Source organism: Clostridium sp. AF15-41 (assembly GCF_003604095.1).
Taxonomy (GTDB): Bacteria; Bacillota; Clostridia; order Lachnospirales; family Lachnospiraceae; genus Coprococcus.
Map to the genome: position 1 here is coordinate 159,442 of NZ_QTMQ01000001.1, position 26,018 is coordinate 185,459.

The following is a 26,018-nucleotide window of genomic DNA, read 5'->3' on the forward strand; positions in this document are numbered from 1 at the left end:
ATAATTAAATCTCTTCTACCTTTACTAAATAACTAACCTGCTTAACCATACCAAGAGTTGCAGCATTGTTAGGAAGTTCAACTGACTTGTTTACCTTCTTAAGTCCTAATGCTTCTACAGTTCTCTTATGCTTTGGTACGCATCCGATTGGTGATTTTACTAAAGTAACTTTTAACTTATCTGCCATCTTATAATACCTCCTTAGTTAAGTATCTCATCAACAGATTTTCCACGAAGTCTTGCGATTTCTTCCGGAGTCTTGATCTCTGAAAGACCTTTGATCGTTGCAAGAACTACGTTCTGTTTGTTGTTTGATCCTAAGGATTTTGTACGGATATTCTTGTATCCGGCAAGCTCAAGTACGTTACGGGCAGGACCGCCGGCGATAATACCGGTACCTTCTGGAGCTGACTTAAGCAATACTGTTGCGCTACCGAATTCTCCGTTCCAATCATATGGGATACTTCCGTTTTCATTTACAGGAACTGTAACAAGGTGCTTAGCTGCATCTTCCTTACCCTTACGGATAGCTTCTGGAATTTCTACAGCCTTACCAACGCCTACGCCTACATGACCGTTTTTGTCACCAACAACTACAAGACATGCAAATCTAGAATTACGTCCGCCCTTAACAACCTTAGTTACACGTTTGATATCTACTACTTTATCTTCTAATTCTAATTTACTAGCATCAATTATTTCACGCTTCATATGTTGTTCTTCCTCCTTCTTAGAATTCTAGACCAGCTTCTCTTGCTGCATCTGCTAATGCCTGAACCTTACCCTGGTAGATGAATCCTCCTCTGTCAAATACAACAGTCTTGATTCCCTTTTCCAGTGCTCTTTCAGCAACGACTTTACCAACGTATGCTGCTGCATCTACATTATCTGTCTGCTCAAGTGCTTCCTTGATTGACTTCTCTACTGTTGATGCTGCTACAATTGTGTTTCCAACTGAATCATCAATAATCTGAGCGTACATATGATTATTACTTCTGAAAACTGCTAAACGTGGTCTATCTGCTGTTCCAGCTAAATGATTACGAACACGCATATGCTTCTTAATACGAACTTCGCTTCTTGATTCTTTATTAACCATCTTATCTCACTCCTTTATTATTTCTTACCAGTCTTACCAACTTTACGTCTGATAGTCTCGTCAACATACTTGATACCTTTGCCCTTGTAAGGTTCCGGTGCTCTCTTTTCTCTGATCTCTGCTGCATACTGACCAACTTTTTCCTTGTCAATACCAACAACTGAAATCTTGTTACCATCAACCTTTACTTCGATACCTTCTGGGTCAACCATCTCAACTGGATGTGAATAACCAAGAGCAAGAACTAATTTATTGCCCTGCTTCTGAGCTCTATAACCTACACCGTTTACTTCCAGATCCTTAACATAACCCTCTGTAACACCAACGATCATGTTGTGGATAAGTGTTCTGGTAAGTCCGTGTAAAGACTTCATCTTCTTTAAATCATTAGGTCTTGAAACTGTAATTACATCAGCTTCTAACTTAATATCCATTTCTGCCGGGAGAACTCTCTCAAGTGTTCCCTTTGGTCCTTTAACAGTCACTTTATTATTTTCTGCGATATCTACAGTCACTCCTGCAGGTACAGCGATAGGCATTCTTCCGATACGTGACATTTCGCCTTCCTCCTTAAAATTTATAATATTTGTATTTGTGCTGCATGGAGTGTATCCATGCAGGCTTTAACCTCCGGTATTTTTCAGGAAATGATGCCGGAGGAATGTTTTATCAGCTTTCGCACTAACTTCGCACGGCGCTTTCAGCTTGTGCTCACTAAGTGCTCTAATGACATCCACTCGAACTAAACTCATCCATCGTCTTCGACTCGTATTCGTTAAGTCTCGGGATGGGCTTTCGCACTAACTTCGCACGGCGCTTTCAGCTTGTGCTCACTAAGTGCTCAATGCCTACCAAACAAATGCTAATACTTCGCCACCAACATTCTGCTTTCTAGCTTCCTTGTCAGTAAGTACACCTTTGTTTGTTGAAATAATTGCAGTTCCGAGTCCACCAAGTACTCTTGGAAGCTCATCCTTACTTGCATATACACGAAGACCCGGCTTAGAGATTCTCTTAAGGCCTGTGATGATCTTCTCGTTCTTATCTACACCATACTTCAATGTAATTTTGATTGTCTCAAACTTACCATCTTCGATAATGTCTACTGCCTGAACATATCCTTCTGATAAAAGGATGTCAGCAATAGCCTTTTTCATCTTTGAAGCAGGGATCTCTACTGTATCATGCTTTGCTGTGTTAGCATTACGAATTCTTGTAAGCATATCTGCTATTGGATCGCTCATTGACATAATATTTCTTCCTCCTTCTATCTCTTACCAGCTTGATTTCTTAACGCCAGGGATCTGTCCCTTGTATGCTAATTCACGGAAGCAGATTCTACAGATTCCGTATTTCTTTAATACTGAGTGTGGACGTCCACAAATCTTGCAACGTGTATATTCTCTTGATGAGAACTTCTGTTTACGCTGCTGTTTAACTTTCATTGCTGTCTTAGCCATAACGAATCTTCCTCCTTTAATTATTTGCTGTAAGGCATACCAAATAATGTTAACAGTTCACGACCTTCTTCGTCTGTCTCTGCTGTTGTAACAAAGATGATATCCATACCTCTGACTTTATCAATCTTATCGTACTCGATTTCCGGGAAAATAAGCTGTTCCTTGATACCTAAAGCATAGTTACCTCTGCCATCGAAACCATTAGGATTAACACCTCTAAAGTCACGTACACGAGGAAGTGCAAGGTTTACAAGACGATCTAAGAACTCATACATCTTCTCGCCACGAAGTGTTACTTTACATCCGATAGGCATTCCTTCTCTTAACTTGAAGTTAGCAACGGACTTTCTCGCACGTGTAACAACTGCCTTCTGACCAGCGATTGTTTCAAGATCCTTGATAGCTGCGTCTAAAACTTTAGCATTTTCTCTTGCTTCACCAACGCCCATGTTAATAACGATCTTATCAAGCTTTGGGATCTGCATTACATTTTTATATCCAAATTTTTCAGTCATGGCGCTTTTGATTTCAGCGTCATACTTTTCTCTAAGTCTACTCAACTAAGACGACCTCCTTCCAATTAATCTATCTTCTCTGTTTTGCCATCTACTTTAGCAACACGGACTTTATCTTTACCTGTTCCTTCAAAACCAACTCTTACCGGCTTGCCTTTGTAAAGATACATTACATTGGAGATGTCCATTGGAGCTTCCATTTCGATAATTCCGCCTGCCTGGTTAGCCATGCTTGGCTTGCTGTGCTTAAATACTTTATTTACGCCTTCAACGACTACAGTACCGTTCTTCTTGTCAACACGAAGGACCTTGCCTTCTTTGCCTTTGTCCTTGCCGGCAATAACCTGTACCATATCATCTTTCTTAATCTTTAATGTTGCCATGGTCTACACCTCCTTATAATACTTCAGGTGCAAGTGAGACAATCTTCATGAACTTCTTGTCTCTTAACTCTCTTGCAACTGGTCCAAAGATACGTGTTCCTCTTGGATTTAAATCGTCTTTTATAATAACTGCTGCGTTCTCATCAAACTTGATGTATGAACCATCCTTACGACGAGCGCCCTTCTTTGATCTTACTACTACGGCCTTAACAACATCACCTTTTTTAACAACTCCGCCTGGTGTTGCGTCTTTAACAGAGGCAACGATGATATCGCCGATATTTGCATATCTTCTTACTGAGCCGCCTAAAACTCTGATGCAAAGGAGCTCTTTGGCACCAGTATTATCAGCAACTTTAAGTCTTGTTTCCTGCTGAACCATTTTATTTGCCTCCTTATTTAGCCTTCTCTATAATCTCAACAAGTCTCCATCTCTTATCCTTTGATAAAGGTCTTGTTTCCATAACTCTTACTCTATCGCCAATATTGCACTCATTCTTCTCATCATGAGCCTTTAACTTGTAAGTTCTCTTTACGATCTTTCCATAAAGAGGATGCTTAACATTATCTACGATAGAAACAACGATTGTCTTGTCCATCTTGTCACTTGTAACGATACCTACACGTGTTTTTCTCAGATTTCTTTCCACAATATATTCCTCCTTCTAAGATAATTAAGCATTAGCCTTCTGGGCTATAACTGTCTGTATTCTTGCAATATTCTTTCTTACATCTTTGATTCTGCTTGTGTTCTCTAACTGATTTGTAGCATTCTGGAATCTTAAGTTAAATAATTCCTTCTTTGCAGCTACTAATTCGTTCTGAAGCTCATCAACAGATTTAGCATTTAATTCGTTCATATAGTCCTTAGTTTTCACTGCCTGCTACCTCCTCTAATTCTTCTTTTGAAACGATCTTACACTTAAGTGGAAGCTTGTGCATAGCAAGTCTTAAAGCTTCTTTTGCTACTTCTTCAGGTACGTCTGCAATCTCAAACATAACTCTGCCCGGCTTAACAACTGCTACCCAGTACTCAAGTGCTCCCTTACCTGAACCCATACGAGTTTCAGCCGGCTTAGCTGTAACTGGCTTATCAGGAAAGATCTTGATAAATACTTTACCACTACGCTTCATATATCTTGTCATCGCAATACGGGCTGCTTCGATCTGGTTTGACTTGATCCATGCAGGCTCAAGTGCTACTAAACCATACTGACCGTTTGTAATCTTATTGCCTCTAAGTGCCTTACCAGCCATAGTTCCTCTGAACTGCTTACGACGCTTTACTCTCTTAGGCATTAACATTATTTATCCGCTCCTTCCTTATTTCCTTTTACAGGAAGTACTTCACCATGGTAAACCCATGTCTTAACACCAACTTTACCAAATGTTGTGTCTGCTTCAGCAAAACCATAATCAATGTCAGCACGAAGTGTCTGAAGAGGAATTGTTCCCTGGCTGTAGAACTCTGTTCTAGCCATATCAGCACCACCAAGACGTCCTGAGCATGAAGCCTTGATACCAAGTGCTCCGGTTTTCATTGTTCTGCTCATGCATGACTTCATTGCTTTTCTGAATGAGATACGATTCTCAAGCTGTGCTGCAATGTTCTCAGCTACTAACTGTGCGTCTGCATCCGGCTTCTTGATTTCTTTTACATCGATGAACAGCTTCTTATCTGTAAGCTTCTGTGCATCTGCTTTGATCTTTTCGATTCCAGCTCCGCCCTTACCGATGATAACACCAGGCTTAGCTGTATATAATGCAACCTTTACTCTGTCTGCAGCTCTCTCGATCTCAATTTTTGAGATGTTTGCATTGTAAAGTGTCTTCTTTAAATAAGTTCTGATTTTATGATCTTCTACAAGGTTGTTAGAAAATTCATCATTCTTTGTGTCAGCATACCATCTTGAATCCCAATCTTTGATAACGCCGACTCTTAAACCATGAGGATTAACTTTCTGTCCCATTATTTACCTCCTATCTCTCGTCAAGCACGATTGTGATGTGACTTGTTCTCTTCTCGATTCTATATGCTCTACCCTGGGCTCTTGGATGAACTCTCTTCATTGTAGGTCCCTTGTTAGCGTAGCACTCTGCTACATAAAGGTCCTCTGCCTTAAGTCCATTGTTGTTTTCAGCATTTGCGATTGCTGACTTTAACAGCTTCTCTATAACACTTGAACCATATCTTGGGTTGTATGCCAGAATACCAAGTGCAGTCTGAACATCCTTACCTCTGATGGCATCTAATACGAAACAAGCCTTTGTTACTGACACTCTTGCATATGATACCTTAGCTGATGGTCTGGTATCTTTATTCTCATTTCTGAGTCTCTTATCATGGGATCTATGTCCTTTAGCCATGATTTAGTCCTCCTTTCAAATATTCCAAATATTATTTTCTACCCTTCTTTTCGTCTTTACCATGGCCTCTGTAGGTTCTGGTAACTACGAACTCACCAAGCTTATGTCCAACCATGTCTTCTGTAACATATACAGGTACATGCTTTCTTCCATCATGAACTGCGATTGTATGACCTACGAATGATGGGAAAATTGTTGAACGTCTTGACCAGGTCTTAACAACTTCTTTGCTATTGCTTGCATTCATAGCATCTATCTTCTTGAGTAAATGCTCATCTGCGAATGGTCCTTTTTTTAATGAACGTGCCATTGTCATACCTCCTTATTAACTATTTAATGCTCTTGCCGTCTCTTCTTCTTACGATCATCTTATTAGACTGCTTGTTCTTCTTTCTTGTCTTTAATCCCATTGCTGGCTTACCCCATGGAGTTGAAGGGCCTGAACGACCGATTGGTGCTCTACCTTCACCACCACCATGTGGATGGTCATTAGGGTTCATAACAGAACCACGAACTGTTGGTCTAACGCCCATGTGACGTTTACGTCCGGCTTTACCAATGTTAACAAGGCCATGCTCAATGTTTCCTACCTGACCGATTGTTGCACGGCAGATGATTGGAACCATTCTCATTTCGCCTGAAGGAAGTCTTAATGTTGCATACTTTCCTTCCTTAGCCATAAGCTGTGCTGAGTTACCTGCTGAACGAACAAGCTGTCCGCCCTTACCTGGGTATAACTCGATGTTGTGTACTAATGTACCAACCGGAATATTCTGAAGTGGGAGGCAGTTACCAACTTTGATCTCTGCTTCAGCACCACTCATAAGAACATCTCCTACTGCTAACTTATAAGGAGCAAGGATGTATCTCTTCTCGCCATCAGCATAGAACAGAAGTGCAATGTTTGCTGATCTGTTTGGATCATATTCGATTGCATTAACTGTTGCTGGAATTCCATCCTTATCGTTTCTCTTGAAATCTATAATTCTGTATTTACGTTTCTCACCACCGCCGTGATGTCTAACTGTGATCTTTCCCTGATTATTACGACCAGCTGTCTTGCTCATTGATACAACGAGTGATTTCTCAGGTGTTGATTTTGTGATCTCTGAAAAATCAAGACCGGTCATATTTCTTCTGGAAGGTGTATATGGGTTATATGTCTTAATTCCCATTTTTGTTCTCCTTTCGGTTCAATTTATTGTCACGCTTTTTTGCGTATAAATCTGTTTCGTTATTTTACAGTCCTTCGAAAATTTCGATCTCTTTGCTTGCTTCTGTAAGTTTAACGATTGCTTTCTTGTACTTGTCTGTTCTTCCAAGTGTTACGCCACGTCTCTTAACCTTACCGTCATTGTTCATGGTGTTAACCTTAGCAACTTCTGTTCCTTCGAACATCTTCTCTACAGCTTCTTTGATCTGAGACTTTGTTGCTTCCGGGTGTACAAGAAATGTGTACTTCTTCTCTGCCATTGCATTCATACTTTTCTCTGTAATTACAGGCTTAAGTATAACGTCATAATATTTGATGTCTGCCATTATGCGTACACCTCCTCAATTGCTGCTACAGCATCCTTTGTAAGAACAAGCTTATCATACTTAAGAATGTCATATACACTCAGTGAGTTTGCAGCTGTTGTCTTAACTGTTGGAATGTTGTTTGCTGAAAGAACAACTTTGTCGTTCTTATCCTTTGTTACTACTAATGACTTAGGAGCTTTAAGATTTGCAAGGATCTTTGCGAATACGCTTGTCTTAACCTCTTCTAATTCAATCTTGTCAACTACAACAAGTTTATCTTCTGCAAGCTTTGCTGAAAGTGCTGACTTCATAGCAAGCTGCTTTTCTTTCTTATTCATCTTAACTGAATAATCTCTTGGCTTTGGTGCGAATACAACTCCGCCGCCTGTCCACTGTGGAGATCTTGTTGAACCCTGTCTTGCATGACCTGTTCCTTTCTGTCTCCATGGCTTTCTTCCACCACCTGATACTTCAGAACGAGTCTTTGCGCTCTGTGTACCCTGACGGCTATTTGCCTGCTGGCCAACTACAGCCAGATGCATTAAATGTTCATTTATCTCTACACCGAATACAGAATCATTGAGTTCTAATGTCTCAACTTCTTTTCCTTCGATGTCATAAACCTTAACTGATGCCATTTTCGTTCCTCCTTCCTAAAGACTACTTGCCAGTCTTTACTGTATCCTTAATCATTACTAATGATTTCTTTGGTCCCGGAACTGCGCCCTTTACCAAAATAACATCATTTTCTACATCTATCTTAACTACCTCAAGGTTCTGGATTGTAACTCTTACGCTACCCATATGTCCAGGCATCTTCTTACCTTTGAATACTCTACCCGGTGTAGTAGCTGAACCGTTTGAACCTGCATGTCTGTGATACTTGGAACCATGTCCTGAAGGACCTGACTTTAAGCCGTGTCTCTTAAGACCACCTGCATATCCCTTACCTTTTGTCTTTGCTGTAACGTCGATCTTGTCTCCTTCAGCAAATACATCGGCTTTGATCTCTGCACCAAGTTCGTACTGAGCACAGTCATCAAGTCTGAACTCTCTGTAGAAAGTCTTAGGTGTTGTGTTTGCTTTCTTTGCATGTCCAACTTCTGCCTTACCAGCACCATGTGGGTTTCTGATTACTTTCTTTCCTGATACGTCTTTTGTTGTGATTCTTTCTTTCTTTTCGCCGAATCCTACCTGAATTGCATCATAACCGTCATTCTCAACTGTTTTCACCTGGGTTACAACACATGGACCAGCCTGTAAAACTGTTACCGGCACTAACACGCCGTTTTCGTCGAAAATCTGAGTCATTCCGACTTTTGTTGCTAAAATAGCTTTCTTCATTTTAAGTTTTCCTCCTAATTTAATTCACAGCGGATTGTTTTAACAATCATACTAAATTACATCCTTCGGATGCATTAGGTTACTGCTTATGCACTGCTTCGTGCTATGTTTGTTTTTGTGATTTGATTAGTTCACTTCTAATTTTTTTGTGGCTGATTATTTCATCTTTACGTCGATGTATACGCCAGCTGATAAATCGATCTTCTGTAATGCATCAATTGTCTTCTGTGTTGGTGCAATTACGTCGATTAATCTCTTATGAGTTCTCTGCTCGAACTGTTCTCTTGAATCTTTGTACTTATGAACAGCTCTGAGGATTGTGATCTTCTCAACCTTTGTAGGCATTGGAACCGGTCCGCTGACTTTAGCTCCTGTCTTTTTAACAGTATCGATGATCTGTCCAGCAGCCTGATCGATAAGTTTGTGGTCGTACGCCTTCAATGTGATTCTCATAATCTGATTTGCCATAAAAAAAGCCGCCTCCTTTTCGCACTTTTTAATAGTACAACAAGTGGTGACTGTACACTCTCCCGTGTGTATCCTGAATTAAATCAGAATCAACACGTCGTTTCTATCCTTTTGATAGACAGTTATTGGTACAGTGACTTGTCGTCAGTAATTCTTTATTGACATTCGCTCCACGAAAAACCTGTATCTATGCGATACAGCAACCTCCGTTTCAACGCTATCATGTCACAGCACGTTTGATTATATAACACGTTTTTGCGGAATGCAAGCATTTTTTCTATATTTTTCAAGAAATTTTTTATTATATTCCCCTGCATTTTTTATCCGTCATACTGTTATATTTTATCTGTTTCTTCTATATGTAATGCACAATAGAACCGCTATCGCTTATTTCATTCTATAATACACAATGAAAAGCAATCTCTTATTTCAGCTTAAAGCTCTGCTTCAGCTTCACGCCCTTGTTATTATAAATTTCCAGCTTCGGGAAACTTAAAAGGAAAGCGATATCCGATGCGTAACCATAATTTCTGGTATCAAACCGTTCGAATTCTTCTGATAATGCATCAAACAGCTCCTGCATATCATCTATCTTGTTATTCCGTTCTGACAGATACGCCGTTATAAAGTGTTCTACATTTTCCCGATCATCGATCATCTCCAGATAATACCGCTCTCCATCTTTATAGAACTGAATATCTTTTCCATTTTTCAGAATCAGTTCTTCCATGCTGGTATAACCATAATTTCTGGTATCAAATTCCGTATGCAGCTTCGTGAGCTTGTGTATCAGCCCTGACAACTCTGTACATATACCCGAAGCTCTTTCTTCTATTATAATGCGATAGACATCGGATATAATTTCCGATAACGGTGTCAGACACCGCTCCGGTTCATACCCCTGCAAAATATCTATATAACAGAAGCGATTACATCTGCGGATAAATGCTTCGCTGTGTGCGTCACTGCCCAATACCCGAATATCCTTGCCCTGCTCCTGTGCCTTTACAACTGCCGCCAGGATCGTATCATCATTGGTCACGATATCGATTCCTTCGATCTGTCTATCAAACGCACAAGCGACCAATTCTGTTATAAAAGTGCAGCTGGCACGATTTCCTCGTTCTTCTGATCCCACCATGCGAAATCCCTGCTTCTGCAGTTCTTCTTTCGAAGTCTTTGAAACATAGCCGCATGCCAGACGGTCGATCAGATCATCCTGCATCATGATCTCTCTGCATACAAGCGGTGCATAAACGGTATCCACTGTATTACAATCATACATCAAAATTCGTTTCATGAATGGCTCCTTTCTTCCGTCATCACAAGCTGCATCAGGGTCTGGCGAATGCCAAAGGTCCGGCACAACCGGTCCGCTTCTTCTTTTGCCCGTTCCCGTTTCTCCTCTGATACCGGTTTCTTCACTGCCCGGATCAAAATATTTTTAGGTGAGTGTTCAATATCAATAAATTCCAACAAATCCGTCTTATATCCGCAATATTCCAGCACACATCCACGGATCGCATCAGTCATCAATGCCGCTGTCCGTTCCTTGATGATTCCGTACTTGGTCAGTGCCGACAACTCCTCCGACCGGATCTGTTTATTTAACTCATGCTGGCAGCACGGAACAGATAAGATGTATGTCGTGTTCCAGCAGATCGCATTGTAGAGCGCATAGTCAGTTGCCGTATCACAGGCATGCAAGGTCACTACCATATCAACCTTACGGTCTGTCCGGTATCCATTGATATCACCGATCTCAAACTTCAGATCCGTATATCCGCATTTTTCTGCCAGCTTATTACAATTCTTTATTACCTGTTCTTTCAGATCAAGCCCGGTGATATGTGCCGTCATATGACGGACCTCTACTATATAATAGTATAAGAAGAAAGTCAGATAGGATTTGCCGCATCCAAAATCAATAATATTGATCTCATCACCTTTATAAGACTTCAGTACATCATCTACCATCTCGATAAAGCGGTTGATCTGGCGGAACTTATCATACATGGAAGAAACCACTTTTCCTTCTTTGGTAAATATTCCAAGCTCCCGGAATGCAGGAATATCCATCCCCTCATCCAGAATATATTTCTTCTTGCGGTTGTTACCGCCAACCGATATCGTCTTATTCTCCGCCTGTCTGCGGCTGACTGCCAGATTTCCTTTTTTGCCTGCTTTTACATCATAATCTGTCGTCAAAGAAAATGCATTCATCTGCTTAAACTCTGCCGGAAAATGCATCGCAATATGCTCTGCCAGCCTTCCTTCTTCGATATTCTCGTGAAAGACCTGCGTCTGTGTATATTTCTCAAGCTGATATATATGCATTTCTGCCCTTTAATACCTTCCGGGCAAATACGATCTTCTTGTATTCTCCCTTTCCATTGCTCAGTACGACCTTATGTGGATGTGTCTCCGCGATCTCTTTTATAATATCCATATGCTTCTCCATGTTTTCTGTCTTGTATCTACTTATCATTTTATGAAACACAGCTCATGCAATGTTCTTCACAAAATCAACATTCTCGCAAGCAAATAATTTGGTATTCATCATATCAAAAATTATCTATTGCAATTATATATTTTTGTTTTGCTCTACTGCTGTGATTTTATCACCCCGGCAGATATCGGTCAATTCGTTTTCCTTATATCCCAATTTCATTTTCTTTCCATGTAGATTTCATCGTTGACTTGAAAATGACCGCACCTTATAATATAGTAGTTTTATATAAACATTTCAAACGAAACGAGGATATCGATTATGTGGACAGCAGATCACTGGCAGGATTATGAAGTAATAGATTGTTCAGACGGAGAAAAACTGGAACGATGGGGCAAATATATTCTCCTTCGTCCGGACCCACAGGTTCTGTGGTCAACTCCCAAAACAGATAAACGCTGGAAGCAGTTAAATGGTCACTACCACCGCAGCAATAAGGGCGGCGGCGAATGGGAGTTCTTTAACCTTCCACAGCAATGGTCGATTCATTATAAAGATCTGACCTTTAACCTGAAACCTTTCAGTTTCAAACACACCGGTCTGTTTCCGGAACAGGCAGCCAACTGGGACTGGTTCTCTGACCTGATCCACTCATCGAAAAAGAAAGAGATCAAGGTATTAAACCTTTTCGCTTACACCGGCGGTGCAACCTGTGCGGCAGCGAAAGCAGGTGCGGCAGTTACTCATGTTGATGCTTCTAAGGGCATGGTTACATGGGCAAAGGAAAATGCAGTCTCATCCGGACTTGGCGATGCTCCGATCCGCTGGATCGTTGATGACTGCGTAAAATTTGTAGAACGTGAGATCCGCCGCGGCAATCACTATGATGCGATCATCATGGATCCGCCATCTTACGGCAGAGGCCCAAAGGGCGAGATCTGGAAGATTGAAGAAAAGATACATCCGTTTATCAAGCTGTGTAGCGAGTTGCTCTGCGATGATCCGCTTTTCTTCCTGGTCAATTCCTATACGACCGGGCTTGCACCAGCCGTTCTTACCTATATGATAGCAACTGAGGTACAGTCTAAATTCGGCGGTCATGTCATCTCCGACGAAGTAGGACTGCCGGTTACAGATTCCGGTCTGGTTCTGCCATGCGGTGCTGCCGGAAGATGGTGCCGATAACCCCCGGATAGAATATGAAATAAAAAATGGAAGCCTGTATTACCTATTATTCCGCAAGATGCTTTCGCGCTAACCTCATGTAGCGGTACTAAGCTCCCGTCTGACGGCGGATCGCTAAGGACCGACATTCGGCTAGGCTTGCTTCATAATAGTAATACAGGCTTCCATTTTTATTTCATATTCTTAACAACACAGCATCTCTTAAGCGCCGGTGCTGTATTCTTTACCAGTTTCTCTCGTCCATATCCAGATATGTCTTATGCGTTCCGACATATTTATAGGCCGGACGGATGATCTTACCGGCATTTACCAGCTCTTCTATTCTATGTGCACTCCAGCCTGCAATTCTTGCGATTGCGAAGATCGGAGTGAACAGTTCGATCGGTATATCAAGCATACGATATACAAATCCGCTGTAGAAATCGACATTTGCCGAGATAACGGAGTTTCGTTTCTTAGCAAGAAGTTCCATGGAGATACGTTCAATATCTGTGTACAGCTTGAATTCCTCCTGCATACCTTTTTCTTCTGCAAGTCTTCCGGCATAACGTTTCAGGATCTTGGCTCTTGGATCGGACACCGTATAAACAGCATGTCCCATACCATAGATCAGACCGCTATGATCAAAGCCCTTCTTATCAAGCAGTCCCTGAAGATATTCACGGATCGCCGCTTCATCGCTCCAGTCTTTTACATGAGCCTTCAAGTCATCCATCATCTGCTGAACCTTCAGGTTCGCACCACCATGCTTCGGTCCTTTTAAAGAACCAAGAGAACCGGCAACGGTTGAATAGGTATCAGTTCCGGTTGATGATATAACATGTGTTGTAAATGTGGAGTTGTTACCACCACCATGCTCTGAATGAAGCACCAGACAGATATCCAGTACCTGCGCTTCAAGCTCAGTATACTTCTTATCCGCACGGATCAGGCGAAGGAAATTCTCTGCTGTCGAAAGGCCCGGCTTCGGATTGTGAATGATAAGACTCTTATCCTGATAATAATGCTTATAGCCCTGATAGCCATATGCAGCGATCAGCGGAAACTGTGCAATCAGTTCCATACTTTGACGAAGGACATTTCGAATGCTGATGTCATCCGGGCAGTCATCATATGAATATAAAGTAAGCACACAACGCTGTAAGACATTCATCATATTCTTACTTGGTGCTTTTAAAATCACATCACGAGCAAACTTTCTTGGGAGCTCCCGGAACGTCTCCATCAATTCCTTAAATTTATTAAACTGAGTTCTGGTCGGCAGTTCACCGAATAAAAGCAGATAGATTGTCTCCTCAAAGCCGAACTTGCTTCCGTGGAATCCACGTTCCAGATCTTCGATATTATATCCCTGAATATAGAGTCTTCCATCTGCCGGCACCAGCTCACCATCCTGAACTGCAAAACCGGATACATCTGAAATCTCTGTCAGACCTGTTAAGACACCTTTCCCATTTGAATCACGAAGGCCTCTCTTAACATCATATGTAACATAGAGGTTCTGATCGATCGTACCTGAATCATTACAATAACCAACCAGTTCATCTAAAATTTTCTCGTACTCTGCACTTCCCTTTTCCAAACCTCTATCTCCTTTCGAATATAGTATTTAAGCCAAGCTTAAGTTTATCAAACTTTCGCCTGGCTTGCAAGACTATTTCGCTGCCTGTAAGGCAGTCTCATCTATTTCTATAATATATTTTTCAAATGCATTTATGATCGTGGTATCTAGGTATCTGGATTCCCGTACAAAATCCCTGCCATAATTACTATGCACATGACCATGTACCAGATACTGCGGATGATAGTCTTCGATCATTGTCCGGAAGCACTTGAAACCGGTATGACAAAGATCCTCAGAATCATTGATCCGATACGCAGGGGCATGCGTGATCATAATATCAAATCCACGATGTTTTCTTATCTGCCGACCCAGCTTACGAACGCGCTTCTCCATTGCTTTCTCGGTATACTGATGCGGTGCACCATTGTACTGATACTCCATACAGCCTCCAAGGCCCAGAATCCGTATTCCTTTATATACATAGATTCGATCGTCGATGCAGATACAGCCATCCGGTGGTGTGTCTGCATAACAGGTATCGTGGTTCCCATATACATACAGAACCGGGGCATGTGTAAATGTCGCAAGGAACGACAGATACTGCGGTGCCAGGTCGCCGCAGGAAATGATCAGGTCAATTCCTTCTAATTTTTTCTTATCAAAATAATCCCATAGGTATTTTGATTCTGCATCCGCAAGAACAAGAATCTTCATATCCGTATCTCCGTGTTTTCTTTTCTTTTCTACGAAACTGTACCCCGCCTGTTTCCATAAAGAAAACCCGCTCATCTACATTCGTACTCTGGATCACAAGACCCGCATAGCCTTATTATACTATGTCTGTAGTTTTTTTCAATTCCAGATTTTCCGGCGTATTAACTCCCTGGAAAGCAACAACATCTCTGGCATCTTCTACCAGCTCATCCAGAGTCGGGATCGAACCAACAACAATATCTGCCAACCAATCCATCTTCATGATCTCCTCAGGGCTCATTTCACCATCTTCATCATCACGAACCACTCCATTCTGTGAATAGAGCTTGCCGTAGAATGGACTTACCGTACCATCCTTGATCAAGCGCTTCATCAGATTTACCAGTCTCGCCGTTCCAACCGGAAGATGGTTCGAACAGATCACATCGATCACTCCGGCAGACATGCCCCACCAGTAATTCAGAACCTTTACTTTCTCGTTCTTTTCTTCCAGCTTCCAGTTACCATCCAGAATCAACTGAACGATCTTCTCATAGAATACGCGCCAGTTGTAAAATGGCATCGCAAGATTCGATATCTCGTTCCCATCGCAGGAATATAGACCGAATTCACGGGAGGCCGTAAGCGGTGTGATCATATCCTTATCGGATACATAGGAGATGCCCAGTTCCTTAAACCGTTTCTTCGGATCGGAGCCTTTGACCTTTGACCACTCCAGATAGATTTTCGCTCTTGGATTCACAAACTTTGCTCCCATCGCAAATGCGTTGATGTTCGCCGTCGTTCCATAGATCGGATAATCAGCTACATAGCCGATCCTGCCATCCTCACAGAGTGAACCTGCGATAATACCGGTTATAAACTTCGCCTCATACATTCTCGCATAATACGTTCTGACATGGCTGGTCGATACATTTAACGAGCAGTTTAATATCTTCAATTCCGGATATTTGATCGCAGCCTTTAATGACTCCGGAAGCATCTCCGGGCCGGTTGTAAATACAACATCGAATTTGTCCTGTGCGATCTGCTCCAGGCATTCTGCAAGCTTCGTATTATCATCCATATTCGAAAAAGTATGTGTCTCAACCCGATCCTTGAATTTACCTTCTACGCCCATTCTTCCAAGATCATGGCTGTAGATCCATACAGAATTCTCAGGCTCTTTATCATAAACAAATGCAATCTTAAGCTTCTTCGGTACCGGCGTGATACTGAACAGCTTCTTCTTTGACTCTACCGGTTCCAGCTTCGGAACGATCGTCATGTTCTTCTTCTGTGCACTTAATACGATCTCGTCCCAGACCTTTTCCAGATTTTCCTTTACCTCATCATAAGACATATCCTGTAATGCCTTGTATCCATATACATTTAAAAATACAAGCATAGCATCATCTACCGTGATCGGAAGACTGTCACTGCCGTTTTTCTGCCTGTATGCTGTATCAAATGCCAGATGTGCCGAATTCAGGTTCATACGATCATCATCCGTAAATTCACCATCCGGTGCCAATCCTATATATTCTCTTAATTTGTCATATCCGCCAAGCTGTGTGAACCATATATAGTTGATTCCTGTCTGCTTATGGAAATCTACAAATTCATAATAAATCTTGTTTTCCAGCTCATCTGTCCGCTTCGGCAGCTTTCTGGTTACCATCGCAGGGACAGAATCCGCACCGAAATATTTCAGTACGCTGACACGCTTATTTCCCTCTATGACATAGAATTTATTCATATATTCATATACTTTGATCGGATCATGAATTCCTTCTTCTATATGAGAGTCACAGAGAGATGACCATTTATTTCCGAATTCAGAATTCGCATCTAATATAGGCATGAAGTTACTTGCAAATGCTGTAGTACGGCCTTTTGTCGCTGTACCTACAACCCGATCGAGAGAAATATGCTGTAAACCAAGATTTACTTCGCCTGCAATATCGGAATTCGTGATCAGTTCATCCAGTACCGGCAGATATGGATATTCATTTTTGGAAAGTGCAGCCTGATATCTCTTTTCACCAAGCTTCTGCGCTTTTACATAATCATTTAATGACATGTTAAAAACCTCCTATCTGTGTCTAAATCAACCTGTTTAACTCATTGTCCCATCATTTTCCGTTCACTATATATATACAACAAAAACCGAAAATTACCAGTGGTAAATCGTATTTTCATCTTTTTCACGCCTTAAAATTTCTTATGTCGGTAAAGTTTTGTATATTTTTAATAAAATGAATTGTGCATTTCTTACATTTTTACCTTGAAATTTAAAATAGCGTGTGTTAATATAATATCAGAATAGTAAATAACATACAATCTTGAATTTTAAATCGGTGTGTGTGAATACTTATAAATCAAAGGAGCCTGTTTCCTAACTTCTTACAGGCTCCTTTTCCTTGTCTTTTTATCTGCTCTGAAAGGTAATCGTTATCTCTGTTCCCACATTCGGTTCACTTGTTATATCAAGCTTCGCATCATGCTGCGCTACGATGTGTTTTACGATTGCAAGTCCAAGACCGGTTCCTCCGGTTGACTTCGACCGACTCTTATCGACCCGGTAGAATCTCTGGAACACCAGCCCCAGATGCTCCTCAGGTATTCCGATACCGGTATCCTTCACCTTCATGACAACTGAATGATCTTTCTCATAAGAATACACAGTTACTTCTACAGTTCCATCCGGTTTATTATATCGGATCGCATTATCGGTCAGATTATATACCAGTTCTTCCATCATCATCTTATTACCCATAATATAGCTTGGCTGACCGGAGAACTTCAATGTAACATTATGTTTTTCTGCCGATAGCATCAGCATATCCACATTCGATCTTGCAACCGCACACAGATCGATCCGTTCCATAGATGGTGCATTCTCTGTTACATCAAGTTCTGACAGACGAATGATGTCATTGATGAGGGTAAGCAACCGATTTGAATTACGATGGATCTCTGCAGCAAATCGTCTGACATCACCATCTGCCGCCATTCCGTTTTCAATCAGCTCAGAATAACCGGAGATTGCTGTCAGAGGTGTCTTTAACTCATGAGATACATTTGCCGTAAATTCCTGTCGCATCTGTGCATTCTCCATAATATCATTATGCTGTTCCAGGATTGTATCGATCAATGGACGAATCTCCTTATAGGCGTTAATATCGTCAACATGATCCAGATCCTTTGCCATCTGTCCGATCGGACAGACGATACTCTTTGTCAGATATCGGGATATCAGAACCACGATAGTCACAAGCACCAGCATAATAACCGTCATACTTGGAAGTCCCTTCAAAAAAACACTGACAATGCTGTTTGTCTCCTTTGATACACGAAGTACACAACCATTTGAAAGCCGGATCGCATAGTAGAATGTACTCATATTGAGCGTCTGGGAAAGACGGGTATCCTCGCCTTCTCCTTTCTCAAATGCCTCCTCAATCTCCGGTCTGTCGTTGTGTTTTCCCATGGTCTCCGGATCTGCCATGTTATCATACTTAACCGTTCCATCCGGTGCAACTAATGTAATACGCAATTCTGTATTCTTAATCCTTACATTGCGGAGCTCACTGATATCATCAAATAATCCTGCACTCTTCAAGGTCTGTGTGTAATTTTCCAAATCGCGCATGATCTCCTTTTTAAACAGATCATAATAAACCGTTGTCGAAAGTATCATCGTACACAATATCGCAATCAGCGTCAATGCTATAAAGCGACTGTTGATCTTGCTGGATAATCGTTTGTCTTTTCTGACCTTCTTATCCTTTTTATCTTTCTGTTCTTCCATAAAAACCTGTTCTTTCTGTTATAAGATTCTTCTGTTATAAAATTTCCCTGCTTCTTCTTATTCCATCTTATATCCGACATTACGAACTGTCTTGATCATATTCCCTGCATCTCCCAGTTTCTGGCGCAGAGTCTTGATGTGCATATCAAGAGTCCTGGATTCACCTTCGTAATCCGTTCCCCACACATCCATCATGATCACTTCTCTCCGAAGTACAATTCCGGCGTTGATCATTAACAGCTTTAACAATTCAAATTCCTTAAAGGTCAACTCACACGGAATATCATTCACATGCACGATACGCTTCTCGGAATCAAGGGTTACGTTCTTCAGTCGAAGAATCTGATCCTCCTGAATACTCTTGCTTCTGCGAAGCAATGCTTTAACTCTGGATATAAGCTCCATTACGCCGAATGGCTTTGTCAGATAATCATCTGCTCCGATATCCAATCCCTTTACCTTATCAAGTTCTGTTGTCTTTGCCGTCACAAGAATGATCGGCACACGCACAGTCTCCGGACGTTCTCTTAATTTTCTGACAATCTCCAGTCCATCCTGATCCGGTAACATGATATCCAGTAGGATCAGATCCGGAATCTTCTCTGTCATCCTGGAAAAGAAGCTCTTTGCATTTGCAAATCCTTCTGTTACATATCCCGTATTCTTTAAGGCAAACATTTCTATTTCCTGAATGTTCATATCATCTTCTACAATATAAATCAATGCCTGCATCTGCCGTTCCTCCTGTCTCTGTTCTTTCTTATCTATAATAATATATTTCTAATATATGGTCAAAGTAATTTACACTTTATGATATCGTATACTTTACTATAAACTGTACTTTTCCTTATACATGCTGTACATCGCCTGAAACTCTACATTTGATTCCTGTTTGACCCGGTTCAGATACTCATGCATATCAAAGCTGTCTGTCTTAACCTGAAGCAGTGATGCAGCCACATTTGAACAGTGATCTGCCACACGTTCATAATTATTCAGAAGATTTTCAAGAGCGATACCAAGCTCGATCGTACATTTTCCCTTCTGCAGACGTTTGATATGCTGCTTTTTGATCGTAGCATTCAGTCCATTAATTACTTCCTCCAATGGTTCAATCCGCTTTGCTATCTTCATATCATCTTCATTCAGTGCTTTACAGGTCATGCTCATGATCTCATAAACTGCATTTGAATACAGATTTAATTCTGCCATTGCCTTATCTGAGAACACCATTTCTTCCTTGTGCATCCTGGCATAAATTTCTGCGATTGCTAATGCATGGTCGGAGATACGTTCCAGATCTCCGATACAATGAAGCCCATTGGATACACGTTTGCTGTCTTCCTCCGCCAGTTCTTTTCCGCTGACTTTCGCCAGATATGTTCCGAGTTCATCTTCGTATTTGTCTACGATATCTTCCAAAGCCTCAACACGTTGCCATTTCTCATCCGAATAATCCTTTAGCAACTCTAATGAATCGTATAACGCTTCAGCTGAATACCCTGCCATCTGATTCATAACATCCATGCTCTGTGTAACGGCAAACGCCGGCTGCTCCAGAAATCTTGCATCCAGATGCTTTAACGGTACGAGCTCCGCAATCTCCTCAACAGGTTCTTCCTTCTCACGGATCGTAAGAGTTGCCAGCTTCTCAAGACCCTTTCCAAACGGAAGCAATACAATTGTTGTCAGAATATTAAATATACTGTGGATCACTGCTATACCAGCCGGGGTTGCCATATCCTGTAATACACCGAAATTTACAAATGCATTGATCGAATAGAATACAATCATAAAGAGAATGGTTCCGATCAGATTAAAGTAAAGATGTACAAAAGCTGCACGTTTCGCATTTTTCTTTGCTCCGATACTGGATAATAATGCCGTTACGCAAGTACCGATATTCTGTCCCATTATAATAGGAAGTGCCGTTCCATATGTAACTGCTCCAGTCATGCAAAGTGCCTGTAAGATACCAACCGATGCCGATGAACTCTGGATGATTGCTGTAAATAATGTTCCTACGATCATTCCGAGTATAGGATTTGAGAACATTAAAAGCACATTTGCAAATTCAGGAACATCTGCAAGAGGAGCAACCGCACCGCTCATTGCATCCATTCCGTACATAAGGATCGTAAATCCCAAAAAGATCATGCCAATATCATGTTTTTTCTCATTCTTGGAAAACATCAGAAATGCAATACCGATAACCGCTAGGATCGGAGAAAATGAGGATGGCTTTAACATCTGGATCCAGATACTGTCCCCCTGAATTCCTGACAAACTTAAAATCCAGGAAGTAACTGTCGTACCGATATTGGCACCCATGATAATGCCGACCGCCTGACGCAGTTTCATAATCCCGGAATTTACAAAACCAACAACCATAACGGTTGTAGCCGATGACGACTGAATAACCGCCGTTACAGCGGCTCCAAGCAGTACCCCTTTGATCGGCGTCGAAGTCAGTTTTTCAAGGATGCGTTCCATCTTACCGCCCGCCGCACGGGTCAGACCGTCTCCCATTACGTTCATACCAAATAAAAACAATGCAAGTCCGCCAAACAGTGCAAGTACATCAAAAATACTCATAAAAAAATTCCTTCCTTTTTACATAAATTAGACATTTGTACCTTCGCACATCATCGTATAACAGGTATGTAAAAAGGAAAGGATTCCTACGTAAAGTCTGTGTAAAATTTTGAGATTTATTTTACATTTCACGCTGAATGCGTTTAATGTTCTTCCTGTCTCTGTTCAAGATACGTTCTGTCAGGACCGTCGTTTTGTAAAATACATACGGTACCGCCAATCAGTCCTACCAGACAAATACCATATCCTGCCGATACCAAAATGCTCTCTGCCATACTCCATGATGACATAAGCCCGATTCCTTTCAACATGACAGCCGCAACCACAGCAATCACGCCCCAGACGATACTGTTCAATAACAAAAACATTTTTATCAGGTGCTGTTTACCTTTTCCTTTACTGGCATCTGCTGTCATATTCCATATACATCTCATGACAATCACCTCCTGATCCTGTATTGTATCCCATAAGACTCTTAATTTCCGGATATGTGTTCTCCTGTTATATAATATATGACCCATTCTGAAATATTCGTTGCATGATCGCCAATCCGCTCCAGATATTTTGCAACCATTAAAAGATCGGTTTCCTGTTCTCCTGCATCTGCATTCCTGTGGATCAGATTGATCAATTCACTCTTCACTTTTATAAACAGGTCATCCACTACATCATCCTGGGCAATAACTTTTCTTGCTTTTGTAAGATCAAGATTCACATATGCATCTATACTGTCAACCAACATGACCATGCTTTCTTTTGCCATTGCCTTAATATGTTCCAATTCTTTTACATAAGGTTTGCCTGCCATCTGGATCGTCAGTTCGGAAATATCTGCTGCATGATCACCGATACGTTCCATATCCGTTACCATTTTCAACGCAGATGAAACCTGACGAAGATCTGTTGCAACCGGCTGCTCCATTAAAAGAAGTTTAAAGCACAGACTCTCAATATCCTTTTCCTGCTGATCGATCTGATCATCCCTGCGGATAACCTCCTGTGCCAGATCAACATCCTGATTCACAAGTGCTTTGATCGCCTTTTCGATCACACCCTCGATCATGGATCCCATCTCAACCATTTCATCATTGAGTTTTTTCAACTGTCTGTCATAATTTGTCCTCATTATCTTTACTCCTTTTAACCAAATCTTCCTGTGATATAATCCTCAGTTCTCTTATCCTGTGGTTTCGAGAACATCTTCTCGGTATCATCAAATTCGATCACCTGACCCAGTAAGAAGAATGCTGTCTTGTCTGCAATACGAGTTGCCTGCTGCATATTATGTGTAACCATGATAATCGTATAATCATGCTTCAGCTCCATAGCAAGATCTTCGATCTTTGACGTAGAAATCGGGTCAAGCGCTGATGTTGGTTCATCCATCAGTAAGACCTCCGGTTCAACCGCAAGTGCTCTGGCAATGCAAAGTCTCTGCTGCTGTCCACCGGAAAGGCCCAGTGCCGATTTCTTCAGTCTGTCTTTTAATTCATCCCATATTGCTGCCTGCTTGAGAGACCGCTCTACGATCTCGTCCAGCTTTTCTTTACTATGGATACCATGGGTTCTTGGACCATATGCTATATTGTCATATACACTCATTGGGAAAGGATTCGGATTCTGGAACACCATTCCAACCCGTTTTCTTAACAGATTTACATCCATTCCGTCAAATATATCTTCACCATCCAACTTCACATCACCCGTGATGCTACAACCTTCCACCAGATCATTCATACGGTTTAAACATTTTAAGAATGTTGATTTACCGCATCCGGAAGGTCCGATAAATGCTGTAATCTGTTTTTCCGGTATTTCCATATTTACATCTTTCAACGCATGGAATTTACCATAGTGAAGATTCAGATTTTTTACATCAAATTTTATATTGCTCATCGATTTATCTCCGTTTATATCTATCTGTTATCTGTCTTTTTCTGTTTTCGCCGACATTTTCTTTGCAATTGCATCGGATGCGAAATTAATCAATACTACGAATACAAGAAGAACAACGGCTGTTGCATATGCCTGATCCGTATGAAGTCCCTCTTTGGAAAGAAGATACATATGTACGGACAAGGTTCGTGTGGAAGAAAATAAATTTTTCGCTATTCTCGGCACACTGCCTGCCGTATAGATCAACGCTGCTGTCTCTCCGACAATTCGCCCGGTTGCAAGGATAACACCGGATAAAATACCCGGAACAGCACTCGGTAAAACAACCTTAAATACTGTACGAAGTTTTCCTGCACCAAGTCCAAAGCTTCCTTCTCTGTACGACTTTGGAACAGCCAGCAAGGCTTCTTCTGTTGTTCTCATGATAACCGGAAGCACCATGATCGCCAGTGTAAACGCACCGGACAGCAGGGACAATCCCCATCCAAGCTTTGTCATAAATAAGATCATTCCGAACAAACCATATACAATAGATGGAATACCTGTCAGTGTCTCTGCAGTGATACGTACAATTCCAACCAGCTTATTTCCTGATTTTGCATACTCCACCAGATAAATAGCTGCGAAGATACCGATCGGTCCCGCAATCAGCAGTGACAGTAATGTCATAAACAACGTATTAACCAATGCCGGAAGCATCGAGCAATTATCCGATGTATATTCCAGCTTGAACAGATCCGGTGTCAGATTCGGAATTCCTTTTGCAAGAATATAGATCAAAATAAAAGCAATACAAACCAACGTCAAAGCTGCTGCCAGATAAACAAGTATCCGAAGGATCAGTGAGCCGGGACGTCTTTTATATTCCGCAAGTAAATTTCTTTTTCCCATTTAGTTCACCGTCTTTCTTTTTAAAATCGAAAACAGCAGGTTAATGATCAGAATGAATACAAACAATACAACACCTGTTGCGATTAAGGCTTCTCTGTGAAGATCCTGGGCATAGCCCATTTCCATTACAATATTTGCAGTCATGGTTCTTACGCCCTTCATCAACCCTTTCGGCATATGAACCTGATTTCCCGCCACCATGATAACAGCCATTGTCTCACCGATCGCACGACCAACGCCCAAGATGATTGCTGCCATGATACCGGATCTTGCAGCCGGCACTACAGTAAGGAATACACTTCTTTCATGTGTCGCTCCAAGTGCTAATGCACCCTGATAATATTTATCCGGGACAGCACTGATCGAAGTTTCAGATACACTGATGATCGTCGGAAGTATCATGATGCCAAGCAGTACAGATGCGGTAAGCATTGTATTTCCGTTCACTCCGAAAATCTGTCTGACTGCCGGAACAAGAACACACATTCCAAAAAATCCGTATACAACCGATGGGATTCCTGCCATCAGATTGATAAATGGTTTAATGATCTTATATGCTTTTGGCGGACAGAACTTTGATAAAAATATCGCTGTCAGAAGTCCGATCGGAACGCCGATCACAATTGCCCCGGCTGTAACGTAGATACTGCCAAGAATAAATGGAAGGATACCAAAATAATCATTGGTCGGCCTCCAGACTTTGCCAAAGAGGAAATCAGTCAGACCGATTTCCTTCATGGCAGGAATACCACTTGCAAATAAGAACACACAGATCAATAAAACCGCTGCTATCGATACAAATGCCGCTAACAGGAATACGATATGCATGAATATTTCTTTAAACTTTTGCATAGAGGACACTCCTTACTATTTGACATCTGCCCAGGTTGCTGCTTCTCCTGTAAAGATTGATTTTACCTGATCGGTAGTTAAATCAGTTGCAGGGTTATTCTTATTTACAATAACTGCGATACCATCCATTGCGATTACAGTAGCTGTAAGTCCTTCACCTGTCTCGCTATCCTTCAGTTCTCTGGATGCCATACCGATATCACATGTACCATCTGCCGCTGCTGTAATACCTGTTGTTGAATCAGATTCCTGAAGCTCGATATCCGCACCACTGTTCACTGCCTTATATGCCTCTGTTAATTTCTCCATAACAGGAGTTACAGATGATGATCCGGCAATTACGATCTTACCGGTTGCTCCTGAAGACTTAAATGCTCCTGAATTTGCAATCTCGATATAACCATTACTTGATACGATCTTCTGTCCGTCTTCACTCATAATATAGTTGATAAAATCCTGTGCTACATCACTTACCTGACCCTTTGTCACAATGTTAAATGGTCTTGATAAGGTGTATGTACCGTTGTTGATATTATCTGCCGTTGCTTCAACGCCGCCGATCTTAACTGCCTTTACTGTATCATTTAATGCTCCGAGTGAGATATAACCGATCGAATAATCGTCTCCTGCAACGGTTGTGAGAACTACTTCTGTACTGTTTGCTGTAATCGCGCTCGTAGTTGTCTTATCAACTTTATTTCCATCTGCATCCTTTTCTTCTACACCGGTCAGTTCCACAAATGCTCCTCTTGTACCTGAGCCTTCCTCTCTGGATACAACTGAGATCTCCTGTGATGTATCAAAACTTCCGCTCTTGGAATCTGAACCACCTTTACTTCCACATCCTGCAAGGCATCCTGCCGCAAGTGCTGCACTTAATGTTAACGCTAAAATCTTATTTCCTTTTTTCATTTTAATTTTC

General features: G+C 41.4%; 36 protein-coding genes. 1 reads left to right on the forward strand and 35 read right to left on the reverse strand.

The window, feature by feature from the left end:
• Positions 1-4: 4 nt before the first annotated feature.
• The 23 genes from rpmD to DWW43_RS12365 form a co-directional block, all read right to left on the reverse strand.
• The gene (gene rpmD, locus DWW43_RS00705) at positions 5-187 is read right to left on the reverse strand and encodes a 50S ribosomal protein L30 (protein ID WP_008402727.1); all 183 of its coding nucleotides are present in this window, start codon (positions 185-187) and stop codon (positions 5-7) included.
• A 14-nt stretch (positions 188-201) separates the two neighbouring features.
• Positions 202-711: a 30S ribosomal protein S5 gene (gene rpsE / locus DWW43_RS00710; RefSeq protein ID WP_008402728.1), complete on the reverse strand. Its 510-nt coding sequence runs from the start codon at positions 709-711 to the stop codon at positions 202-204.
• Positions 712-730: 19 nt separating this feature from the next.
• On the reverse strand, positions 731-1,099 hold the full coding sequence (gene rplR, locus DWW43_RS00715) for a 50S ribosomal protein L18 (RefSeq protein ID WP_008402729.1): 369 nt from the start codon (positions 1,097-1,099) through the stop codon (positions 731-733).
• 17 nt (positions 1,100-1,116) lie between these two features.
• Complete coding sequence (gene rplF, locus DWW43_RS00720) at positions 1,117-1,656, reverse strand: 50S ribosomal protein L6 (RefSeq protein ID WP_044946090.1); 540 nt, start codon at positions 1,654-1,656, stop codon at positions 1,117-1,119.
• 291 nt (positions 1,657-1,947) lie between these two features.
• On the reverse strand, positions 1,948-2,349 hold the full coding sequence (gene rpsH, locus DWW43_RS00725; RefSeq protein WP_044946095.1) for a 30S ribosomal protein S8: 402 nt from the start codon (positions 2,347-2,349) through the stop codon (positions 1,948-1,950).
• Positions 2,350-2,373: 24 nt separating this feature from the next.
• Positions 2,374-2,559, reverse strand: coding sequence for a type Z 30S ribosomal protein S14 (locus DWW43_RS00730; RefSeq protein ID WP_008402734.1), 186 nt, complete (start codon positions 2,557-2,559; stop codon positions 2,374-2,376).
• A 20-nt stretch (positions 2,560-2,579) separates the two neighbouring features.
• Positions 2,580-3,119: a 50S ribosomal protein L5 gene (gene rplE, locus DWW43_RS00735; protein WP_008402736.1), complete on the reverse strand. Its 540-nt coding sequence runs from the start codon at positions 3,117-3,119 to the stop codon at positions 2,580-2,582.
• A gap of 20 nt (positions 3,120-3,139) precedes the next feature.
• Complete coding sequence (rplX, locus tag DWW43_RS00740) at positions 3,140-3,457, reverse strand: 50S ribosomal protein L24 (RefSeq protein WP_008402738.1); 318 nt, start codon at positions 3,455-3,457, stop codon at positions 3,140-3,142.
• A 13-nt stretch (positions 3,458-3,470) separates the two neighbouring features.
• Positions 3,471-3,839, reverse strand: a complete 369-nt coding sequence (gene rplN, locus DWW43_RS00745; RefSeq protein ID WP_008402739.1) for a 50S ribosomal protein L14 — start codon at positions 3,837-3,839, stop codon at positions 3,471-3,473.
• Positions 3,840-3,852: 13 nt separating this feature from the next.
• Positions 3,853-4,110 (reverse strand): 30S ribosomal protein S17, encoded by a 258-nt coding sequence (gene rpsQ / locus DWW43_RS00750; RefSeq protein WP_173783815.1) that lies wholly within the window; start codon positions 4,108-4,110, stop codon positions 3,853-3,855.
• 21 nt (positions 4,111-4,131) lie between these two features.
• Complete coding sequence (gene rpmC, locus DWW43_RS00755; RefSeq protein ID WP_008402741.1) at positions 4,132-4,335, reverse strand: 50S ribosomal protein L29; 204 nt, start codon at positions 4,333-4,335, stop codon at positions 4,132-4,134.
• Positions 4,325-4,762 carry a 50S ribosomal protein L16 gene (rplP, locus tag DWW43_RS00760; RefSeq protein WP_008402742.1) on the reverse strand — a complete coding sequence of 146 codons (438 nt, stop codon included), beginning with the start codon at positions 4,760-4,762 and terminating at the stop codon, positions 4,325-4,327. Before rplP ends, rpmC begins: the two co-directional genes overlap by 11 nt.
• Positions 4,762-5,427 carry a 30S ribosomal protein S3 gene (rpsC, locus tag DWW43_RS00765; protein WP_008402743.1) on the reverse strand — a complete coding sequence of 222 codons (666 nt, stop codon included), beginning with the start codon at positions 5,425-5,427 and terminating at the stop codon, positions 4,762-4,764. The genes rplP and rpsC overlap by 1 nt, the downstream gene beginning before the upstream one ends.
• A 10-nt stretch (positions 5,428-5,437) precedes the next feature.
• Positions 5,438-5,824, reverse strand: a complete 387-nt coding sequence (gene rplV, locus DWW43_RS00770; protein WP_008402744.1) for a 50S ribosomal protein L22 — start codon at positions 5,822-5,824, stop codon at positions 5,438-5,440.
• Between the two features lie 31 nt (positions 5,825-5,855).
• Positions 5,856-6,134, reverse strand: coding sequence for a 30S ribosomal protein S19 (rpsS, locus tag DWW43_RS00775; protein WP_044946096.1), 279 nt, complete (start codon positions 6,132-6,134; stop codon positions 5,856-5,858).
• Positions 6,135-6,153: 19 nt separating this feature from the next.
• Positions 6,154-6,999, reverse strand: a complete 846-nt coding sequence (rplB, locus tag DWW43_RS00780; protein WP_044946097.1) for a 50S ribosomal protein L2 — start codon at positions 6,997-6,999, stop codon at positions 6,154-6,156.
• 64 nt (positions 7,000-7,063) lie between these two features.
• Complete coding sequence (gene rplW, locus DWW43_RS00785; protein ID WP_021944979.1) at positions 7,064-7,363, reverse strand: 50S ribosomal protein L23; 300 nt, start codon at positions 7,361-7,363, stop codon at positions 7,064-7,066.
• Positions 7,363-7,983 carry a 50S ribosomal protein L4 gene (gene rplD, locus DWW43_RS00790; protein WP_119962454.1) on the reverse strand — a complete coding sequence of 207 codons (621 nt, stop codon included), beginning with the start codon at positions 7,981-7,983 and terminating at the stop codon, positions 7,363-7,365. Before rplD ends, rplW begins: the two co-directional genes overlap by 1 nt.
• A 22-nt stretch (positions 7,984-8,005) precedes the next feature.
• Positions 8,006-8,689, reverse strand: a complete 684-nt coding sequence (rplC, locus tag DWW43_RS00795) for a 50S ribosomal protein L3 (RefSeq protein WP_008402751.1) — start codon at positions 8,687-8,689, stop codon at positions 8,006-8,008.
• A gap of 156 nt (positions 8,690-8,845) precedes the next feature.
• A complete protein-coding gene (gene rpsJ / locus DWW43_RS00800) occupies positions 8,846-9,157 on the reverse strand; it encodes a 30S ribosomal protein S10 (protein ID WP_008402752.1) in 312 nt (103 codons plus the stop codon).
• A gap of 424 nt (positions 9,158-9,581) precedes the next feature.
• Positions 9,582-10,457 (reverse strand): OST-HTH/LOTUS domain-containing protein, encoded by an 876-nt coding sequence (locus DWW43_RS00805; RefSeq protein ID WP_119962455.1) that lies wholly within the window; start codon positions 10,455-10,457, stop codon positions 9,582-9,584.
• Complete coding sequence (locus tag DWW43_RS00810) at positions 10,454-11,494, reverse strand: SAM-dependent methyltransferase (RefSeq protein ID WP_243104359.1); 1,041 nt, start codon at positions 11,492-11,494, stop codon at positions 10,454-10,456. Before DWW43_RS00810 ends, DWW43_RS00805 begins: the two co-directional genes overlap by 4 nt.
• Positions 11,475-11,606 (reverse strand): hypothetical protein, encoded by a 132-nt coding sequence (locus DWW43_RS12365; RefSeq protein WP_279221056.1) that lies wholly within the window; start codon positions 11,604-11,606, stop codon positions 11,475-11,477. The genes DWW43_RS00810 and DWW43_RS12365 overlap by 20 nt, the downstream gene beginning before the upstream one ends.
• Before the next feature lie 321 nt (positions 11,607-11,927).
• On the opposite strand from DWW43_RS12365, the gene DWW43_RS00815 reads away from it, so the two are divergent.
• The gene (locus tag DWW43_RS00815) at positions 11,928-12,791 is read left to right on the forward strand and encodes a class I SAM-dependent methyltransferase (protein ID WP_119962456.1); all 864 of its coding nucleotides are present in this window, start codon (positions 11,928-11,930) and stop codon (positions 12,789-12,791) included.
• Positions 12,792-13,014: 223 nt separating this feature from the next.
• On the opposite strand, the gene DWW43_RS00820 is transcribed toward DWW43_RS00815, so the two are convergent.
• The 12 genes from DWW43_RS00820 to DWW43_RS00875 form a co-directional block, all read right to left on the reverse strand.
• Positions 13,015-14,373, reverse strand: a complete 1,359-nt coding sequence (locus DWW43_RS00820; protein ID WP_117822143.1) for a citrate/2-methylcitrate synthase — start codon at positions 14,371-14,373, stop codon at positions 13,015-13,017.
• A gap of 72 nt (positions 14,374-14,445) precedes the next feature.
• Positions 14,446-15,069 (reverse strand): metallophosphoesterase, encoded by a 624-nt coding sequence (locus tag DWW43_RS00825; protein ID WP_119962524.1) that lies wholly within the window; start codon positions 15,067-15,069, stop codon positions 14,446-14,448.
• Between the two features lie 115 nt (positions 15,070-15,184).
• Positions 15,185-17,131, reverse strand: a complete 1,947-nt coding sequence (locus tag DWW43_RS00830) for a BMP family ABC transporter substrate-binding protein (protein ID WP_119962457.1) — start codon at positions 17,129-17,131, stop codon at positions 15,185-15,187.
• 348 nt (positions 17,132-17,479) lie between these two features.
• On the reverse strand, positions 17,480-18,862 hold the full coding sequence (locus DWW43_RS00835) for an ATP-binding protein (protein WP_119962458.1): 1,383 nt from the start codon (positions 18,860-18,862) through the stop codon (positions 17,480-17,482).
• Positions 18,863-18,919: 57 nt separating this feature from the next.
• Entirely contained in the window at positions 18,920-19,594 is a 675-nt protein-coding gene (locus tag DWW43_RS00840; protein WP_021944989.1) for a response regulator transcription factor, read from the reverse strand.
• Between the two features lie 96 nt (positions 19,595-19,690).
• The gene (locus DWW43_RS00845; protein ID WP_119962459.1) at positions 19,691-21,457 is read right to left on the reverse strand and encodes a Na/Pi cotransporter family protein; all 1,767 of its coding nucleotides are present in this window, start codon (positions 21,455-21,457) and stop codon (positions 19,691-19,693) included.
• 143 nt (positions 21,458-21,600) lie between these two features.
• Positions 21,601-21,891, reverse strand: coding sequence for a hypothetical protein (locus tag DWW43_RS00850; RefSeq protein ID WP_119962460.1), 291 nt, complete (start codon positions 21,889-21,891; stop codon positions 21,601-21,603).
• A gap of 41 nt (positions 21,892-21,932) precedes the next feature.
• A complete protein-coding gene (phoU, locus tag DWW43_RS00855) occupies positions 21,933-22,583 on the reverse strand; it encodes a phosphate signaling complex protein PhoU (protein WP_119962461.1) in 651 nt (216 codons plus the stop codon).
• A gap of 14 nt (positions 22,584-22,597) precedes the next feature.
• Positions 22,598-23,353: a phosphate ABC transporter ATP-binding protein PstB gene (gene pstB / locus DWW43_RS00860; RefSeq protein ID WP_118616343.1), complete on the reverse strand. Its 756-nt coding sequence runs from the start codon at positions 23,351-23,353 to the stop codon at positions 22,598-22,600.
• A gap of 27 nt (positions 23,354-23,380) precedes the next feature.
• On the reverse strand, positions 23,381-24,244 hold the full coding sequence (pstA, locus tag DWW43_RS00865; protein ID WP_008402765.1) for a phosphate ABC transporter permease PstA: 864 nt from the start codon (positions 24,242-24,244) through the stop codon (positions 23,381-23,383).
• The gene (gene pstC / locus DWW43_RS00870) at positions 24,245-25,096 is read right to left on the reverse strand and encodes a phosphate ABC transporter permease subunit PstC (protein WP_117807155.1); all 852 of its coding nucleotides are present in this window, start codon (positions 25,094-25,096) and stop codon (positions 24,245-24,247) included.
• Between the two features lie 15 nt (positions 25,097-25,111).
• Positions 25,112-26,008: a substrate-binding domain-containing protein gene (locus DWW43_RS00875; RefSeq protein ID WP_021944994.1), complete on the reverse strand. Its 897-nt coding sequence runs from the start codon at positions 26,006-26,008 to the stop codon at positions 25,112-25,114.
• Positions 26,009-26,018: the final 10 nt, after the last annotated feature.

Excerpts from the sequence above, each read along its gene's own strand:
- rplN (WP_008402739.1), bottom strand. The coding sequence starts at position 3,839 with ATGGTTCAGCAGGAAACAAGACTTAAAGTTGCTGATAATACTGGTGCC.
- DWW43_RS00830 (WP_119962457.1), bottom strand. The coding sequence starts at position 17,131 with ATGTCATTAAATGATTATGTAAAAGCGCAGAAGCTTGGTGAAAAGAGA.
- rpsJ (WP_008402752.1), bottom strand. The coding sequence starts at position 9,157 with ATGGCAAATCAGATTATGAGAATCACATTGAAGGCGTACGACCACAAA.
- pstC (WP_117807155.1), bottom strand. The coding sequence starts at position 25,096 with ATGCAAAAGTTTAAAGAAATATTCATGCATATCGTATTCCTGTTAGCG.
- rpsE (WP_008402728.1), bottom strand. The coding sequence starts at position 711 with ATGAAGCGTGAAATAATTGATGCTAGTAAATTAGAATTAGAAGATAAA.
- rplP (WP_008402742.1), bottom strand. The coding sequence starts at position 4,762 with ATGTTAATGCCTAAGAGAGTAAAGCGTCGTAAGCAGTTCAGAGGAACT.
- rpsC (WP_008402743.1), bottom strand. The coding sequence starts at position 5,427 with ATGGGACAGAAAGTTAATCCTCATGGTTTAAGAGTCGGCGTTATCAAA.
- rplD (WP_119962454.1), bottom strand. The coding sequence starts at position 7,983 with ATGGCATCAGTTAAGGTTTATGACATCGAAGGAAAAGAAGTTGAGACA.
- DWW43_RS00810 (WP_243104359.1), bottom strand. The coding sequence starts at position 11,494 with ATGCATATATATCAGCTTGAGAAATATACACAGACGCAGGTCTTTCAC.
- rplB (WP_044946097.1), bottom strand. The coding sequence starts at position 6,999 with ATGGGAATTAAGACATATAACCCATATACACCTTCCAGAAGAAATATG.
- rpsS (WP_044946096.1), bottom strand. The coding sequence starts at position 6,134 with ATGGCACGTTCATTAAAAAAAGGACCATTCGCAGATGAGCATTTACTC.
- DWW43_RS00840 (WP_021944989.1), bottom strand. The coding sequence starts at position 19,594 with ATGCAGGCATTGATTTATATTGTAGAAGATGATATGAACATTCAGGAA.
- rplF (WP_044946090.1), bottom strand. The coding sequence starts at position 1,656 with ATGTCACGTATCGGAAGAATGCCTATCGCTGTACCTGCAGGAGTGACT.
- phoU (WP_119962461.1), bottom strand. The coding sequence starts at position 22,583 with ATGAGGACAAATTATGACAGACAGTTGAAAAAACTCAATGATGAAATG.
- rplW (WP_021944979.1), bottom strand. The coding sequence starts at position 7,363 with ATGGCAGACATCAAATATTATGACGTTATACTTAAGCCTGTAATTACA.
- rplV (WP_008402744.1), bottom strand. The coding sequence starts at position 5,824 with ATGGCTAAAGGACATAGATCCCATGATAAGAGACTCAGAAATGAGAAT.
- DWW43_RS00825 (WP_119962524.1), bottom strand. The coding sequence starts at position 15,069 with ATGAAGATTCTTGTTCTTGCGGATGCAGAATCAAAATACCTATGGGAT.
- pstA (WP_008402765.1), bottom strand. The coding sequence starts at position 24,244 with ATGGGAAAAAGAAATTTACTTGCGGAATATAAAAGACGTCCCGGCTCA.
- rplX (WP_008402738.1), bottom strand. The coding sequence starts at position 3,457 with ATGGCAACATTAAAGATTAAGAAAGATGATATGGTACAGGTTATTGCC.
- rplC (WP_008402751.1), bottom strand. The coding sequence starts at position 8,689 with ATGAAGAAAGCTATTTTAGCAACAAAAGTCGGAATGACTCAGATTTTC.
- rpmD (WP_008402727.1), bottom strand. The coding sequence starts at position 187 with ATGGCAGATAAGTTAAAAGTTACTTTAGTAAAATCACCAATCGGATGC.
- DWW43_RS00835 (WP_119962458.1), bottom strand. The coding sequence starts at position 18,862 with ATGGAAGAACAGAAAGATAAAAAGGATAAGAAGGTCAGAAAAGACAAA.
- DWW43_RS12365 (WP_279221056.1), bottom strand. The coding sequence starts at position 11,606 with ATGGATATTATAAAAGAGATCGCGGAGACACATCCACATAAGGTCGTA.
- DWW43_RS00845 (WP_119962459.1), bottom strand. The coding sequence starts at position 21,457 with ATGAGTATTTTTGATGTACTTGCACTGTTTGGCGGACTTGCATTGTTT.
- pstB (WP_118616343.1), bottom strand. The coding sequence starts at position 23,353 with ATGAGCAATATAAAATTTGATGTAAAAAATCTGAATCTTCACTATGGT.
- DWW43_RS00730 (WP_008402734.1), bottom strand. The coding sequence starts at position 2,559 with ATGGCTAAGACAGCAATGAAAGTTAAACAGCAGCGTAAACAGAAGTTC.
- DWW43_RS00815 (WP_119962456.1), top strand. The coding sequence starts at position 11,928 with ATGTGGACAGCAGATCACTGGCAGGATTATGAAGTAATAGATTGTTCA.
- rpsH (WP_044946095.1), bottom strand. The coding sequence starts at position 2,349 with ATGTCAATGAGCGATCCAATAGCAGATATGCTTACAAGAATTCGTAAT.
- DWW43_RS00875 (WP_021944994.1), bottom strand. The coding sequence starts at position 26,008 with ATGAAAAAAGGAAATAAGATTTTAGCGTTAACATTAAGTGCAGCACTT.
- DWW43_RS00805 (WP_119962455.1), bottom strand. The coding sequence starts at position 10,457 with ATGAAACGAATTTTGATGTATGATTGTAATACAGTGGATACCGTTTAT.
- rplR (WP_008402729.1), bottom strand. The coding sequence starts at position 1,099 with ATGGTTAATAAAGAATCAAGAAGCGAAGTTCGTATTAAGAAGCATATG.
- DWW43_RS00850 (WP_119962460.1), bottom strand. The coding sequence starts at position 21,891 with ATGAGATGTATATGGAATATGACAGCAGATGCCAGTAAAGGAAAAGGT.